The sequence below is a fragment of the Streptococcus sp. CL6.35 genome (assembly GCF_049737915.1).
Taxonomy (GTDB): Bacteria; Bacillota; Bacilli; order Lactobacillales; family Streptococcaceae; genus Streptococcus.
Map to the genome: position 1 here is coordinate 265,207 of NZ_JBKOTU010000001.1, position 15,736 is coordinate 280,942.

At 39.9% G+C, this 15,736-nt stretch carries 12 protein-coding genes and 1 other annotated feature; all 12 genes read right to left on the bottom strand.

Translation table 11 applies throughout. From position 1 onward, the window contains the following. Positions 1-12: 12 nt before the first annotated feature. The 12 genes from rpoD to tehB all read right to left on the bottom strand — a co-directional run bounded on the left by rpoD (position 13) and on the right by tehB (position 15,730). The gene (gene rpoD / locus ACLNCP_RS01325) at positions 13-1,122 is read right to left on the bottom strand and encodes an RNA polymerase sigma factor RpoD (protein WP_000201903.1); all 1,110 of its coding nucleotides are present in this window, start codon (positions 1,120-1,122) and stop codon (positions 13-15) included. A 2-nt stretch (positions 1,123-1,124) separates the two neighbouring features. Continuing rightward, complete coding sequence (gene dnaG, locus ACLNCP_RS01330) at positions 1,125-2,885, bottom strand: DNA primase (protein ID WP_414303182.1); 1,761 nt, start codon at positions 2,883-2,885, stop codon at positions 1,125-1,127. An 89-nt stretch (positions 2,886-2,974) separates the two neighbouring features. Next, a complete protein-coding gene (locus ACLNCP_RS01335) occupies positions 2,975-3,733 on the bottom strand; it encodes an ABC transporter ATP-binding protein (protein WP_004254621.1) in 759 nt (252 codons plus the stop codon). After that, positions 3,730-4,596: an ABC transporter permease gene (locus ACLNCP_RS01340; RefSeq protein ID WP_031237057.1), complete on the bottom strand. Its 867-nt coding sequence runs from the start codon at positions 4,594-4,596 to the stop codon at positions 3,730-3,732. Before ACLNCP_RS01340 ends, ACLNCP_RS01335 begins: the two co-directional genes overlap by 4 nt. 75 nt (positions 4,597-4,671) lie before the next feature. After that, a complete protein-coding gene (gene trpX, locus ACLNCP_RS01345; RefSeq protein ID WP_000792150.1) occupies positions 4,672-5,667 on the bottom strand; it encodes a tryptophan ABC transporter substrate-binding protein in 996 nt (331 codons plus the stop codon). Positions 5,668-5,883: 216 nt separating this feature from the next. Further along, positions 5,884-6,101: a binding site (T-box leader), on the bottom strand. Positions 6,102-6,197: 96 nt separating this feature from the next. After that, positions 6,198-8,894 carry a phosphoenolpyruvate carboxylase gene (gene ppc, locus ACLNCP_RS01350; RefSeq protein ID WP_004254632.1) on the bottom strand — a complete coding sequence of 899 codons (2,697 nt, stop codon included), beginning with the start codon at positions 8,892-8,894 and terminating at the stop codon, positions 6,198-6,200. Positions 8,895-8,918: 24 nt separating this feature from the next. Then, positions 8,919-10,142: a cell division peptidoglycan polymerase FtsW gene (gene ftsW, locus ACLNCP_RS01355; protein ID WP_033684998.1), complete on the bottom strand. Its 1,224-nt coding sequence runs from the start codon at positions 10,140-10,142 to the stop codon at positions 8,919-8,921. A gap of 160 nt (positions 10,143-10,302) precedes the next feature. Further along, positions 10,303-11,241, bottom strand: a complete 939-nt coding sequence (gene prsA, locus ACLNCP_RS01360) for a peptidylprolyl isomerase PrsA (protein WP_004254642.1) — start codon at positions 11,239-11,241, stop codon at positions 10,303-10,305. 66 nt (positions 11,242-11,307) lie between these two features. Next, positions 11,308-12,021 carry an O-methyltransferase gene (locus ACLNCP_RS01365; RefSeq protein ID WP_150923219.1) on the bottom strand — a complete coding sequence of 238 codons (714 nt, stop codon included), beginning with the start codon at positions 12,019-12,021 and terminating at the stop codon, positions 11,308-11,310. 1 nt (position 12,022) lies between these two features. Next, positions 12,023-13,825, bottom strand: a complete 1,803-nt coding sequence (gene pepF, locus ACLNCP_RS01370) for an oligoendopeptidase F (RefSeq protein ID WP_424843923.1) — start codon at positions 13,823-13,825, stop codon at positions 12,023-12,025. 18 nt (positions 13,826-13,843) lie between these two features. After that, complete coding sequence (locus ACLNCP_RS01375; RefSeq protein ID WP_424843924.1) at positions 13,844-14,797, bottom strand: competence protein CoiA; 954 nt, start codon at positions 14,795-14,797, stop codon at positions 13,844-13,846. 72 nt (positions 14,798-14,869) lie between these two features. Further along, positions 14,870-15,730: an SAM-dependent methyltransferase TehB gene (gene tehB / locus ACLNCP_RS01380; RefSeq protein WP_424843925.1), complete on the bottom strand. Its 861-nt coding sequence runs from the start codon at positions 15,728-15,730 to the stop codon at positions 14,870-14,872. Positions 15,731-15,736 lie beyond the last annotated feature (6 nt).

The following is a 15,736-nucleotide window of genomic DNA, read 5'->3' on the forward strand; positions in this document are numbered from 1 at the left end:
TTTTCCTCACTATTAGTCTTCAATAAAATCACGAAGCGGTTTGCTGCGACTTGGTTGACGAAGTTTTCTCAAAGCCTTGGCTTCAATCTGACGGATACGCTCACGGGTTACATTAAAGACTTTACCTACATCTTCAAGGGTCCGCATTTTACCATCATCTAGTCCAAAACGTAGACGCAAGACGTTTTCTTCACGGTCTGTAAGAGTATCCAAGACCTCATCCAGCTGCTCACGCAAGACGATACGAGTTGTGTAGTCCACTGGATTTTCAATCACTTCATCTTCGATAAAGTCCCCAAGGTGGCTATCATCCTCTTCACCGATTGGTGTTTCAAGCGATACTGGCTCTTGGGCAATCTTCAAGATTTCACGTACCTTGTCAGGAGTCATATCCATACGTTCAGCGATTTGTTCTGGCGTTGGATCTTGTCCCAATTCTTGAAGGAGATTACGTTGTTCACGAACCAATTTATTAATGGTTTCAACCATGTGAACAGGGATACGGATGGTACGAGCTTGGTCCGCAATAGCACGAGTGATAGCCTGACGAATCCACCAAGTTGCGTAAGTTGAGAACTTGAATCCTTTAGAATAGTCAAACTTGTCAACCGCCTTCATCAAGCCCATGTTCCCTTCTTGAATCAAGTCAAGGAACTGCATACCACGGCCGACATAACGCTTGGCAATGGAAACAACCAAACGAAGGTTGGCTTCCGCAAGACGTTGTTTGGCTTCGATATCACCAGCTTCAACTGCTAGTGCCAATTCTTTCTCCTCTTCATTGGTCAAGAGAGGTACGACCCCGATTTCTTTCAAGTACATACGGACAGGGTCATTAACCTTAGCCGAAGTTGAACCAATCAAGTCCTCATCACTGAGTTCTGGCTCTTCTTCAGTGCTAAGAACACGCGCACTTGGATTTCCTTCGTTATCTGTGATAGAAATCCCTGCATCCTGAATTCGTTGCAAGAGATCTTCAATCCCATCAGCATCCAAGGTAAAAGGAATCACCAGACTTGCATTAATTTCATCATCAGTTGCTGTCCCTTTTTGTTTATGATTACGGATAAATTCTGCTACTTGTACATCAAATGTTGTTACTTCTTTTTGTTTTGTTGCCATTATTACTCCATTCTTCTCTTTTGGGAAATTAAACGTTCCAATTCTTCTAGGGCTGTGTCTGTATCTCCTACATGGCTCGCTTCCTGCACCTTCTTTTTGATTCTCATATTGTCCTGATTCAAGAGAGCCTTGTTTCGAGTCATTTCTACTTCACTAAGTTCCTGAGGTGACATCTCAGCAGGCAAATCCTGAGCTAAGACTTGGTACCAAGCTCTTTCAACTTCATCTGTCTGTTCTGCTAAAACTTCCGGAGGAAGATTTCCATACTGGCCAAGCAAGTCATATAAGACCTGAAATTCAGGTGTGTCAAATGCAAAGTCTTCCCTTAAACGGTAATCGTTCAAAACAAGAGGAGATTCCATCATTCGATAAAGTAGATGAGCTTCTGCTCTCATAATAGCTGATAACTGCTTGGTGACAGGCATAGTGATTGACGTCGGTCTGGAAATACCTTCCATGCGATTCTGCCTTTGTGCCTGACGACTCTCATTAACAATCTGCTCAATCTGGGCATAATCAAAGGACGCCAGACTGTCAGCTAAAATATGTATATAGCTGTTTTGAGCAGTAATAGATTTTTCTTGAACAATCAAGGGAGCTATTTTTTCAATAAACTCAATCTGTGCCTGCAGATTTTCACTGTTTTCAGGCTTATACTGATGAATGTAAAACTCAATCGGACTAATACGAGTTTTCGTTAACAGATAGGCCAAGTCTTCTGGTCCATTTTTTTGTAGATACTCATCTGGATCCAAGTTATCAGGCATGCTAACGATTTGCACAGGCATATCACCAATTTCGTCCAGCGCTTTCAATGTCGCGGCTTGCCCAGCCTTATCACCATCATAAACAAGAACCAACTTCTTGGTTAACCTTTTCAGATGCTCAACATGCTCACGACTTAAGGCCGTTCCCATAGACGCTACAGCATTTTCTATTCCAGCCCGATAGGCTGCGATGACATCCATGAATCCTTCCATCAGATAAATCTCACTGGCTTTTCCAGAAGATTTTTTAGCCCTATCCATATGATATAATTCGTAACTTTTGTTAAAAATTGCAGTCGATCGGCTATTTTTATACTTAGAAGTTTGTGAATCCGTTTTCTGCCAGATACGACCTGAGAAGGCAATAACCTTTCCTTGGTCATTTGTCAGGGGAAACATGATCCGATTGTGAAAAGTGTCTACAAATTGATTGGCATCTGATAGGTAAAATAGCCCTGAATCTAGAAAATCCTCATCACGATACTGACCAGACAAACGTTGATAGAGATAGTTTCGTTCTGGAGGTGCTAAACCAATCCGAAAATGCTTGAGCACTTCATCTGTCAAACCACGCTGATAAAGGTAGTTTCTGGCCTCTTCCCCCATGGTAGTTGTCATGAGAATAGCATGATAAAATTTGGCAGCATCTTCATGCATATCATAAAGAGCTTGGTGGGGTGAAGCTGGCTTCTGCTCACTATAAAGCGGTTTTTCCACCTCTATCCCGACACGCTGACCTAAGATTTGGACAGCCTCCATAAAGGGAACTCCTTGGTACTCCTCGATGAACTTAAAGACATCACCTGAGCGACCACAACCAAAACAGTGGTAAAACTGCTTGTCCTCTACAACGTTGAAAGAAGGTGTTTTTTCACCATGAAAAGGACAGAGCCCTAGATAGTTCCGTCCTGCCTTTTGTAAAGAAATCACATCTCCTATGACTTCCACAATGTTGGCATTGTTTTTGATTTCTTCAATGACTTGTTTGTCAACCATACACAATACCTCCATGTTATCATAGTTTACTTTATATAGTATACTTTATTTCAGAAAAAAAGTAAACCATTTCACTCATTTTCCCTACTTTATTCAAAGAGTTGATAATAATCAGAGATTTTCATTTTTGCTTTTTCTTCTTGTTTCAAATCTTGGATGATTCGTCCTTCTTTCATGACAATTAAACGATTGCCATATTTGAGAGCATCTTCCATATGGTGGGTAATCATAAGCGCTGTCAGCTGGTCTTTCTTGACAAATTCATCTGTCAACTCCATGAGTGCGACACTTGTCTTTGGATCAAGGGCTGCAGTATGCTCGTCTAACAAGAGCAACTCAGGTCGCTTCAAGGTTGCCATCAAGAGACTCAAAGCCTGTCTTTGTCCACCAGATAAGAACTCAATCGGTGTATTCAAGTGTTTCTCAAGACCGTTTCCCACTTTTTCAATAGTTGCCTGAAACTCATCCTTATAGCTAGCCAGACGTCTCGGAAACAGTCCACGCTTTTCACCACGAAACTTGGCAATCAAAAGATTTTCAGCCACCGTCATACGAGGAGCTGTCCCCATCTTGGGATCTTGGAAGACTCGAGACAGATACTTAGCCCGCTTCTCTGGTGAAAACTTGGTAACATCTTCACCCAAAATACGGATGGTTCCACTGGTTAATGACAAGGTTCCTGCAATAGTGTTAAAGAGAGTTGATTTCCCAGCACCATTTCCACCTAAAATCGTGATGAAATCCTGTTCAAAAATTTCTAAGGAAACATCATTTAAGATAATCTTTTCTTCATCAAAGCCATTTTTAACGACTTTGGTTGCATTTTTTAATTCTACAATTGCTGTCATTTGCTTAATTTGGCTCCTTTCAAGATTGTTTGCTTAAATGTTGGAATCATGAGGCAGACTGCTAAAATCACGGCGCTGTACAAACGAAGGTAACTTGTATTAAAGCCAAGCGCAATAACTGCCCACACTAAGAATTGATAAGCGATAGAACCTACAACGATGGCAACCAGACGCTCTGCCAAGCTCAAACTCTTGAAAATAACTTCTCCAATAATCAAACTTGCAAGACCTACAACGATAACCCCGATTCCTCGAGATACATCGGCATACCCTTCTTGCTGGGCAATAAGAGCCCCTGCAAGGGCAATCACACCATTTGATAAGACCAAGCCCATGAGCTCCATGCGTCCAGTATGAATCCCGAAACTTCTAGCCATATCAGGATTGTCACCTGTAGCAATATAGGCTTGTCCGAGTTTGGTATCCAAGAAAAAGAGCATGAGAGCAATAACAAGACTGACAAAGATGAGACCTGTCAAGAGTTGGTTCAAATCTGAATCAAAAGGCAAAACATCCTGGATTTGCTTGGTTCCAAGCAATCCTAAATTTGCACGTCCCATAATCAAGAGCATGATAGAGTGACAGGAAGTCATCACCAAAATCCCTGAGAGCAAGGTTGGGATCTTCCCTTTTGTATAAAGAAGTCCTGCTGCCATTCCAGCCAAACAACCTGCTCCTACAGCAACAAGAGTCGCTAAAAATGGGTTCACTCCTTTGGTTATCAAAGTGACAGCAACAGCTCCCCCAAGAGGGAAGGAACCTTCTGTTGTCATATCTGGAAAGTTCAAAATCCTAAATGTCATAAAGATCCCCAGACCTAAAATAGCCCAGACAAATCCTTGAGAAATAATAGATAATATCATCTGTTTCTTAACCTTTTCTATATGATTTCTATTGTAAAAAATTGGAGGAGATGTCCCCAACTCCTCCATTTTAGATTATTCAATCACTTGTCCTGCTTCTTTTAGAACAGATTCAGGAATCGTAATACCTAATTCTTGTGCCAATTTTTTGTTAATCACTGACTTACCAGTTGAAAAGACATTGACTGGAGTATCAGCTGGTTTTGCACCTTTCAAAACTTGAGCAATCATTTTACCTGTTGCCACACCAAGGTCATGTTGGTCAACTACAACGGATGCCAAACCACCTGCTTCTACCATGGCAGTCGCGCTTGGATAAATTGGTTTCTTAGCTGATTGGTTGCTTGATACAACTGTTGAGAAGGCTGAAGCAATGGTGTTATCGATTGGAACCCAGATAGCATCGACCTTGCTAGTCATAACATTAACTGTTGAAGCAATTTCATTTGTTGAAGGAACTGCAAATGTTTCCACTGTCAAACCTGCTTTTTCAGCATAAGCCTTAAATTCTTCGACCTGTGTTTTTGAATTGTCTTCGCTGCTTGAATAAAGAGCTCCGATTGTTTTCACATTTGGTGTGAGAGCTTTGATGAGTTCAACTTGTTGTTGAGCTGGATTGTGGTCAGATACCCCTGTGATGTTGCCACCTGGTTTTTTCAAATCTTTGACCAAGTTAGCACCAATTGGGTCTGTAATAGCAGCCATGATAACCGGTAGATCTTTTGTGGCACTAGCCAAACCTTGAGCAGCTGGTGTTGCAATACCAACCACAAGGTCATTCCCATTTGCAACCAATTGTTTACTCATTGTCGCAACCTTACTTTGGTCACCTTCTGAGTTCATAAAATCGATTTTAACTTGATCATCTTTATATCCTTCTTCTGCAAGTCCATCTTGGATCCCTTTATAAATCAAATCAAGAGATGGATGGCTCACAAACTGAAGAACACCAACTTTGGCAACTTTCTTCTCATTCTTAGCTTCTGGTTTATTCATTGAAGAATAAATCAAGCTTCCTGCTACTAAGACTGCTAAGGCAGCGATAATTCCAATTAAACGTTTATTTTTCATTCTATTTCTCCTTTTTATTCCTTTAAAATACTTCACTTATCTAATACTCTTCGAAAATCTCTTCAAACCACGTCAGCTTCACCTTGCCGTACTCAAGTACAGCCTGCGGCTAGCTTCCTAGTTTGCTTTTTGATTTTCATTGAGTATAAACAAGTGACGCCATCGCTTTCTTTCCATACTAACCTCCATCAAAAAAGTCCTCACACAAAAAACTTGTGTGAGGACGTCGATGCGCGGTACCACCTCAATTATAGGGAATTCCCCTATCGCTCTGTCTCGCAATAACGAGATGCACTGTAAGGTGTGCTCACCGAATTTTTATGATTTCAAATTCTAAATAACATTCAGCCCAATTTTCATCATCATCACTTATCTGTTTTCAGCTACCACAGACTCTCTAAAAAGTTTGAATGATTACTTTTCTGAATGGTTAAATTATATCATTTTTCAACTACTTGTCAAGACTCTTTTAGCATTTTTTTGAACTATTCAAAAACTTCCCCTATAGAAAAGAGGAAGCTTGATAGGTATCAGCCTGAATTACGCAATCCTGTTGCAATTCCGTTGATGGTTGTATGGATTAATTTTTCTTGATCGCTTGATAATTCTCCTCGGCGTTGACGTTTAATCAACTCCAACTGGATATAGTTGAGAATATTAAAGTAAGGCATACGGTAATCCAAACTTGCTTTTAGATATGGATTTTCAGCCAAGAGTTCATCATAACCTTCGATAGCCAAGATAACTTCCTTGGTGACTTGCCATTCATTTAGAATAGTCTCATAGATTGCTTTTACTTGATCATCTTCACACAGTTTGGCATATTCAAAAGCAATATTCATATTTGATTTTGACAAGACCATGTCGACATTTGAAAGAAGCGATTGGAAGAAAGGCCAATTTTGGTACATATCTCGTAAGATAGCAATATTCTCTGGATTTTTATCGATAAATTCCTTGAAGCTTGAACCAACCCCATACCAGCCAGGGAACATGACGCGACTTTGCGACCATGAGAATACCCAAGGAATAGCTCGCAAACCACCGATTTCAGTAATAGTCTTACGAGCGGCTGGACGAGAACCAATGTTAAAGCTTGAAATAGCCTTGATTGGACTTGACTCGAAGAAATAATCATAGAAATGGTCATTGCCAAAGACCAAATCACGGTAGATATCGTAACTACGGTCCACCACTTGGTCCATAATAGCTTCATAACGATTTGAGGTATTGGTATCACTCTTCTTCTGAGTAATCATACGGTTAATGGCTGCAGATACTAACATTTCAAGATTATAGTAAGCTGCGTCTTTATTACCGTATTTATTCCCAATTACTTCACCCTGCTCCGTCAAACGGATACGATCCTTGATAGACTTAAGCGGTTGAGAAGTGATAGCTTCATAGGTTGGTCCACCACCACGACCGACAGTCCCACCACGACCATGGAAGAAGGTAACCTTAACGCCAAATTCATCTCCAATAGCAGTCAATTGTTGTTGAGCCTTGTAGAGGGTCCAACATGATGATAGATAACCACCATCTTTATTACTATCAGAGTAACCAAGCATGATTTCTTGGTAGTTATTACGTGAAGCAATCCATTTCTTAGCAAGAGGAAGAGAAAGGTATTCTCTCATGGTTTCTTCTGAGTGGTCCAAGTCCTCAATTGTTTCAAAAAGAGGAACAATTTGGACACGGGCTCTTTCTTTATCAACTAACCCTACTTCTTTTAGCAAGATAGCCAATTCCAACATGTCTGATACGCTGGTTGCATGTGAAATGATGGTCTGACGAATGACATCATCTCCCAACTTATCTTTCAACTTACGAGCAGCCTTAAAGATGGCCAATTCTTTTTCGAGTAACTCTGATTTTTCAACATGAGTGGCAGAAAGAATACGTGGATCTTCTTCCAATTCTTTCAAAAGAAGCTGGCATTTTTCTTCTTCACTTAGTTCACTATAATGAGAATGAATACCTGCTGATTTCAAGAGTTCAGCTACACAAGCCTCATGAACACTAGAATCTTGACGCATGTCAATAGATGCCAAATAGAAACCAAAAATTTCAACTGCCTGAATCAATTCAACAAAATCACCAGAAATCAGTGCTTCACCCTTGTTTTCCAAGAGGGAATCACGAATGGTAATTAAATCCTTATAAAAATCATTAGCTGTTTCATAGCGAGCCCCAACTTCCTTATCTTCAATCAGATAAGCTTTTGTTGCTTGGATTTTTGATTGAATATCAAACAAGGCACGACGATACAGCTCTTTTTCACGATAAATCGAGTTATCCTTGGATTGACGAGCCATTTCTCTAACTTGCTTGCTTACATTGACGATACTAGTTGAGAGAGAGAATTCACGATAAAGTTGGTAAATCTTTTCATCATAGTAATTCATGATGACTTCACACTGGGTCATAGCAGATTGTTTCAAGGTATCTGCTGTAACAAAAGGATTCCCATCACGGTCTCCACCAATCCACATTCCCATGGTAATTGGTTTAGGATGTTTCAACTCCAAGCCGTGTTTTTTAGCCAGACGCTTGTACTCAGCAGTCAAATGAGGAACTGCCTTCAGGAATGAACTATTGTAGTATTCCATAACATTCGTGATTTCATTGGTCACTTTCAATTTCTTTTCACGAATCATATCTGTCTGCATGATAATCTCAATGTAACGACGGAGATCATTATGCCATTTTTCCTTATTAATCAAGCCTAATTTCACATCACGGTACTTACGCAAAAGGGTATGGATATGGTTAGTCAAATCCAACATACTCTTACGTTGCACTTGTGTTGGATGGGCTGTCAAAACAGGGACAACATTCAAGTGTTCTAGAATTTCAACCGCATTTTCTTTTTCTGCAACCATTTTGATCGTTGCTGATAATTTACCAAGATAATCTTGATCGATATTATTTTGATGGTTAATTTCATAGGCCAAATCCACGTCTTCTGAAATATTAATCAAAAGAGGCAAGATAGAGAAATAGCGTGAAATATAAGCCATTTCATCATTTGACAGACTCGTAACCAATTGGTTCAAACCTTGATAATCTTCTTGAGTTGACAATTCTTTCAACTGCATGATTTTTTCAAAAGTCTCTGGGGCAAGCATGTTTTTAGTGATATCTTCTAACAATTCTGTTAAAATCAATACTTCTTCTTGCACGACAGCTTTATTACTATAGTTTTCTAATTTTTGAAGAGACATAGGTAATCCTTTCCACTCTCAGCTCTACATATAGTTTGATGAGTGAGCTTCTAACTCCTCATATAATTGGGCACGTTTTTCACTTGCATCAATATTTAAGACAAAGGCGATGGCTACAGACAAGACTAGGAGACTGTTCCCTCCTTGCGATAAGAAGGGGAAGGTTACTCCTGTCGAGGGAATAATACCAGAAATTCCACCGATATTGACAAAGACCTGTACCAACATCATCCCCCCAACCCCAATCGCCATCATGGAATTAAAGGGATTCTTAGCACGAATACCGACTAGGATAATCCGCAAAATCAGGAAAAAGACAAGGGCTAAAATCAAGCTGGCTCCCACAAATCCAAACTCTTCAATGACAATTGAAAATACAAAGTCTGTATGAGCCTCTGGTAAATAACCACGTTTTTCGATTGAATTTCCTAATCCTAGACCAAACCAACCACCATTTACCATGGCAAAGTAGGAATTTGCAAGTTGGTGGCCTGCTCCTGCCAAATCAGCAAAGGGATTAAAGTAGGCACTGAAACGCTTAGCAACGTAACCAAATACTGGAACTTTTGAAAACTTATCAACCCCAATCATAGAAATAGCTGATAAGGATAGGGCTGAAACTCCAAACAATACACCGATAAAGACTATAAACCAACGATGAGCAATCCCACTAACTGTATACATAATCAAGGCGACCAGCGCTAGGATTGTAGCATTCCCCAAATCTGGGAAAATAGCCAAACTTCCTATCATTACCAAGAGGACAAAACGCCAATCATTAAAAGCTCGAGGAATCCATTGATTTTGAGTTAAAACTTGAAAATCGTAAATACCAATTTCATCCTGTTGTTTTGAAAAACGTTGGGCCAAGTACCAGACGATGATAATCTTCAAATACTCCGCTGGCTGAATGGTCAAAGGTCCTACTGAAATCCAACCATAGGCTCCATTGACTGGCGTACCAATTAAGCGAGCCAGAGCTAAGAGAATCAGCTCAACAAACATAACAATAAATAAAAGTCGTTCTTTTCTTAAAAAATTCAGTTTCAGCTTATATATCAAGGCAATCAATATTAAACTAAATATCCAAAACATTCCCTGACTTCGAACCAATTGGAGGGCACTTTTACCTTCTTCGATAAGAATGGCACTGGTTGTAGAATAGACTACAATCAAACCCAAAATAGATAAAAGTAAGTAAGGAACTAGAATAGAATAGTTTAACAGGTGCCTCTTACTAATCTTCATAGTATCACCAATCTAATGAGAACAAAAGAAATTATTCCCAAATTCCGTTTATTTTCTAGTTTTGATTGCTATTATACCATTTTTTCCGAAAGAAAAAAACTCTTACCCTTAAGATAGAAGATTTTCTCATAAGAAAAAGAGCACTTGGCTCTTTTCTGTTTTATTCTTTTGAAGAACTGCTTGAGCTTGAATCTCCACCACCGATGTATTGAGTGAAGATATTTTGGAAGGCTTGATCTTTAACCTTGATATTGGCTGCTTGCAATTCTTTTCCGATAATACTTTGAACAAATGATGCGTCGTTTTGTTTTTGAGTTAAGATAACAGTTTTTAATTTTTCTTTGTAATCGTCAATATTAGATGATTTTTCTGTTTTCTTAATCAGTTTAACAATGTAATATTGACTGCTGTAGGCTTGTGTTCCAGTAACGCTAATCACATCAGAAACACCGTTTACATCTAAAGCAAAAGCAGCTTTTTTAACTTGTTCTGGTACTTCTGTTGAAGCAGAATCAAAAGTGATTTCTCCACCATTCGCTTTAGTTTTCTCATCTGTTGAATTATCTTTGGCTAATTGAGCAAAGTCTGCATCACTAGCTTTAGCTTTTTCAAGAATTTCTTTAGCTTTGTCTTCATTGTCCAAACGGATAATTTGAGCAGTCACATCAGGAGTGTATTCGTCAAAGGCCTTCTTGTAAGCATCATCTGTCAATTCAGCTTCTGCTGCTTTCTTAACTGCCAACTCAACCAATTTACTTGTACGAATTTGAGCTTTACGTGTTTCAAGAGTCATTCCTGCTTGCGATAAGACACGTTGGTAGTTCTCACCATATTGTTTCTCTTCTTCGGCAATAGTATCGTTGACTTCTTTGTCATCTACTTCTGAGCCATATTGCTTCTCAAATACTTTTTGGATGGTCATGTTCAACAATACTTGTTGAGCTGAAGGATTGCTTTTCACTTGCTCATAAAATTGATGTTCTGTGATGACATCCCCTTTCATGCTGATAAGATCTGCCCCTTCTGAACCTTTCGAACAAGCTGCTAAAGTTGCTACTGATAATAGTGTAATGGCACCTGCCAATAGTTTTTTCTTCATGTCTACTCCTTTGAGATAAGTGTTACCCTATCTATTTTACTATATTTTCTTAAATTTTTCTGAAAATCATTCGCTGTCAGGCAATTGAACATCTGCTACATTTTTACGAAGCATGAGGATGCCGTCACCCAGAGGTACTAATGTTGCGGTGAGGCCTGGATTGTCTAAGGTTACATCAAATAGTCTTTGAAGTCCTCTGTAAATAGTTCGCTGGCCACGACGGACTTCCATAATATCCTTGGCAACATCACCACCTTGGAAAATATCATCCAAGACAACCACACCTCCAACGTCCAAATGTTTGAAGATTTCTGGCAGAAAGACGATGTATTTAGACTTGGCAGAATCCATAAAGACGAAATCATACGACTCTGTCAAGGTAGATAAGACATCTACCGCATCTCCTTCTAGGAGCGTAATTTGCTTGCGACTGTCAAACTGGGCGAAATTTTTCTTGGCAAATCCAATCATCTCTGGATTGCGGTCAATGGTTGTAATCTTGGCATTTGGTGCATGTTCCGCCATCAAGAGGGCTGAAAAACCGATAGCCGTCCCAATTTCCAGAATGTTTTTAGGTTGTATGGTTTCCATGAGAAAACGGAAATAAGCTACCGTTTCATGGGGAATAATGGGAATATTTTCCTTGCGGGCAAAGTCTTCCAATTCTTTCAAAGATCCTGTGACTTTCTTTTGGCGCTGACGCATCAAGTCCACAATTTCTTCCTTGACGACAGGGCGACGCATGTTATGGTTGGCATTTTTACTATACGATTCAACCATCTTATGCCAATCCCAATTTTTCAACAAGGGCTTCAAACTCATTCAAACGACGTTCAAAGACTGCAAAGGCATCGTTGAGATAGTCTTCCTTCTCCATATCAACACCAGCTTTTCTCATGACATTAAGTGGATAGTCAGACTTACCTGCCTTGAGGTAGTCGATATAGCGGTCACGGTCTTCTTGACTACCATGGACAATTTTTTCAGCCAGAGCTGAAGCTGCTGCAAATCCTGTTGAATATTGATAGACATAATAGTTATAGTAGAAGTGTGGAATGCGAGCCCACTCGTATTGGATTTCAGGATTGTCTACCTTACTCAAACCATAATACTCTTGGTTCAAGTCTGCGTAGAGTTTATTTAGGAAATCACTTGTCAAGACTTCACCATTTTGATCCGCTTGGTGAATCGCGTGTTCAAACTCAGCAAATTGAGTTTGGCGGAAAACTGTTCCACGGAAACCGTCTAGGAAGTTATTGAGAATAGCAAAGCGCGTTGCGTCGTCTTCCACTTCTTCCAATAATTTCTCCGTCAAGATATTTTCATTGGTAGTTGATGCAATCTCAGCCAAGAAGATAGAATAATCTCCGTAAACATATGGCTGCGTTTCACGAGTATAGCTTGAGTGCATACTGTGACCAGTCTCATGGACAAGAGTAAAGAGATTGTCTAGATTGTCCTGCCAGTTGAGAAGCATAAAGGCATTTGTATCGTAAGAACCACCAGAGTAAGCCCCTGAACGCTTGCCTTGGTTTTCGTAAACATCAATCCAACGCTCGCTAAAGGCACGTTTAACACGGCTCAAGTAATCCTCACCCAAGACTGCCAAGGCATCTTCTGCTTTTTTCAAAGCTTCTTGGTAGGTAAAGCTATATTCAACAGATGAAAGCGGTGTGTAGACATCGTACATCTTGAGGTCTGAAATTCCCAAGATTTTTGAACGAAGCTCAAGGTAACGATGCAAGAGTGGCAAATGCTTGCGAACTGCTGCTACCAAATTGTCATAAACACTTTCTGGAACAAAATTAGCCGCTAGGGCTGCATGACGAGCACTCTTGTAGTTGCGAACTTTGGCACGATAGTTTTGGACCTTAACATTGGTTTGCAAGGTTTTGGCATAGGTATGTTGAAATTGCTCATAAGTCGCATAAAGAGCTTGATAAGCACCACGGCGAACCTCACGATTTTTAGACTCCATCAAACGTGTGTAAGTTCCATGAGATAGCTGAATTTCCTTACCATCATCGTCTAGGACATAAGGGAACACAATATCCGCATTGTCCAAGATAGCGAAGGTTTCACTTGCCGAACCAAAGATTTCACCAGCTCCAGCTAATAATTCTTCTTCACGTTGTGAAAGAACGTGATCCTTGCCTTGCAAAAGCTTATCAAAATAGTGTTGATAAACCTGCAATTTTGGCTGAGCTTCTAAAAAGTCAGCATACTGCTTTTCACTGATTTCCATAAATTCAGGTTCATAGAATGAAAAGGCTTGGTCTAGCTGGCTATAGAGAGTCATGGCCTTGGCATAGTACTCTTGGTACTTGGCTTCACGTGTGTCCTGGTCATTTTTCATATGAGCATAAACGTAAAGCTTCTCCATTTGGCGTTCCATTTCAAGAGAAAATTCAGTAATTTCTAGTAGGCTATCCGCACTATCCAAGAGATGGCCTTCATACTGGGCTACTGTCTCCAATTTTTCTGTTAACTCTTTTAAGGCTTCTTCCCAAGCCTGGTCAGTTGGGTAGATCGTTGATAGATCCCATGTATCTTTTTCATTTATTTCATGTCTTTGTAATACCATTAGATTCCTCCATCCTTTCTATTCTACCATATTTTTTAAGAAATATTGCTGATAAAAGGCTGGTGGATAGAGCATTTGCCAATCATTTTGAGGATTTTCTTGATAATAGGTTTGAAAATACAGATAATAGCGAATCAAATCTTGCTCAATTTGGCAAAAATCACCTACTAGTGGTCGAATTTGTGGATACCATTCTTTTAGCCCATAAGTCAGGAGATTTTCTCCCTTTTTATAGGCTTCTGCTTGTTCTTTCATCCAAATGGGATTTTGATAGTACAGTTGTTGCCGGATATAACGACAGATGTCCTTGTCCTGAGAAACTGTAAAATGAGATATTTTTTGTTTCTTATAGGGAAAACGTAATATCTCCAGTAAACTACCGTGACCATAGGGAAATTCCTTAATCTGATAATGGAGTTTACCTCGGAGATCTTGGTGAATCAGGTATTTGAGTCTTAAAACTTGTTTTTCACTGTCTAATTCCCAAACATAAAAGCCCATGTTTTGACTGAAATAGAGAAAACCTTGTTGTAGACGAGTCAAACGCTCCTTGAGCCACAGTTTTTTTCCCAGCAACCACAGTACTTGGTAACCCTGACTACGATAGCCCTCGCTACGCTCTTTAAGAACTTTTTGAGGCAAGGGACTACATTGAACCTCTAAAGCTAGATTGCCATTTACAAATACATCCGCAATCTGTTTAAGCTCTGGAAGCAGGTATTCTAATTGCACCTCGGCCTCTTTTTTCAACCAGTGATAAAGGACTTCCTTATTTTCCAGATGTTCTGGACTTTCATTTTCAGAGGAAAAATCACAGTCTTTTAAGGTTTTGTGGGCAAAATGGATCCGGACACTTGGTCCTTGACGCAAACGGAGCTGACCTCCACAAGCTGGGCAGGTGTATGCTTGCTTCTCAAGCTTATCCTCTAACACATTTACCAATTCTCCCCTAGAATCTCTCGCAACAAACATGATTTCCCTCCTTTTCTATATTATTCGTAAAAAAGAAAAAAGATCAGGAAAATTCCTAATCTTCATTCATGTTTATTTGATTTTCTTAGCTAGCATGGTCGCAAAGCGTAGTTGAATACGATTGCCATTCTCATCGCGACGGTGAAGATGGCCAGGATTTTCATTGTACTTAACCAATTCCCAGTCCTTGTAATAGTCTGCCAATTCTCCTTCTTTAAAGGTGAATGGGAAGTTCACAGAGCAAGGATAATCCTCCGTGTCCATAGCACAAACGATAAGATTGTAACCACCAACACTGGTTTTCTCCTGCATATTTTGAATAATAGCTGGAATGCGGTCCGCTTGTAGAAACATGAGAACAACTGTTGAAACGATAAAATCATATTCTTTCCCAATACTGGCTGAATTGATATCGTAAAGACCAACAGGCATATCTAGGTCTTCCTGCTCTACAATGCTTTGCAAGATTTCAAGAGATAATTCATTTTGATCCACAGCTGTCACATCAAAACCTTGCTGGGCTAGAAAGAGTGCGTTACGGCCCTGACCACAGCCCAAATCCAAGGCTTTCCCTGGTTTTACTGTCTGCATAGCCTCTAGGACCTCTGAATGAACCTTATTGGTATTGTATTTTTTAGGGAAATAATCCTCAGGTTTACAATAAAACTCCAAATACCATTCCACATCGTCTGTTACAGCCTCCACTCGGTGCCAGGCTTGTGGTTGTGCCATGGGATTGTCGGCTCCTGCTTCAAAGATGTGCTCAGCTAAAACCTCACCATCTTCTGTCAATTCAATAAACTTGAGAGCTCCCTTCAAGACAGTAATTTTCCCCCAAGTTCCAACTTTTGTATTGTGCTTTTGCTGAACAGCCTCTGGCATGGTTTCTTTAGTCCACAAAGGCATACGTTTATAGGCAACTAGTTTTTCCATTTTCAT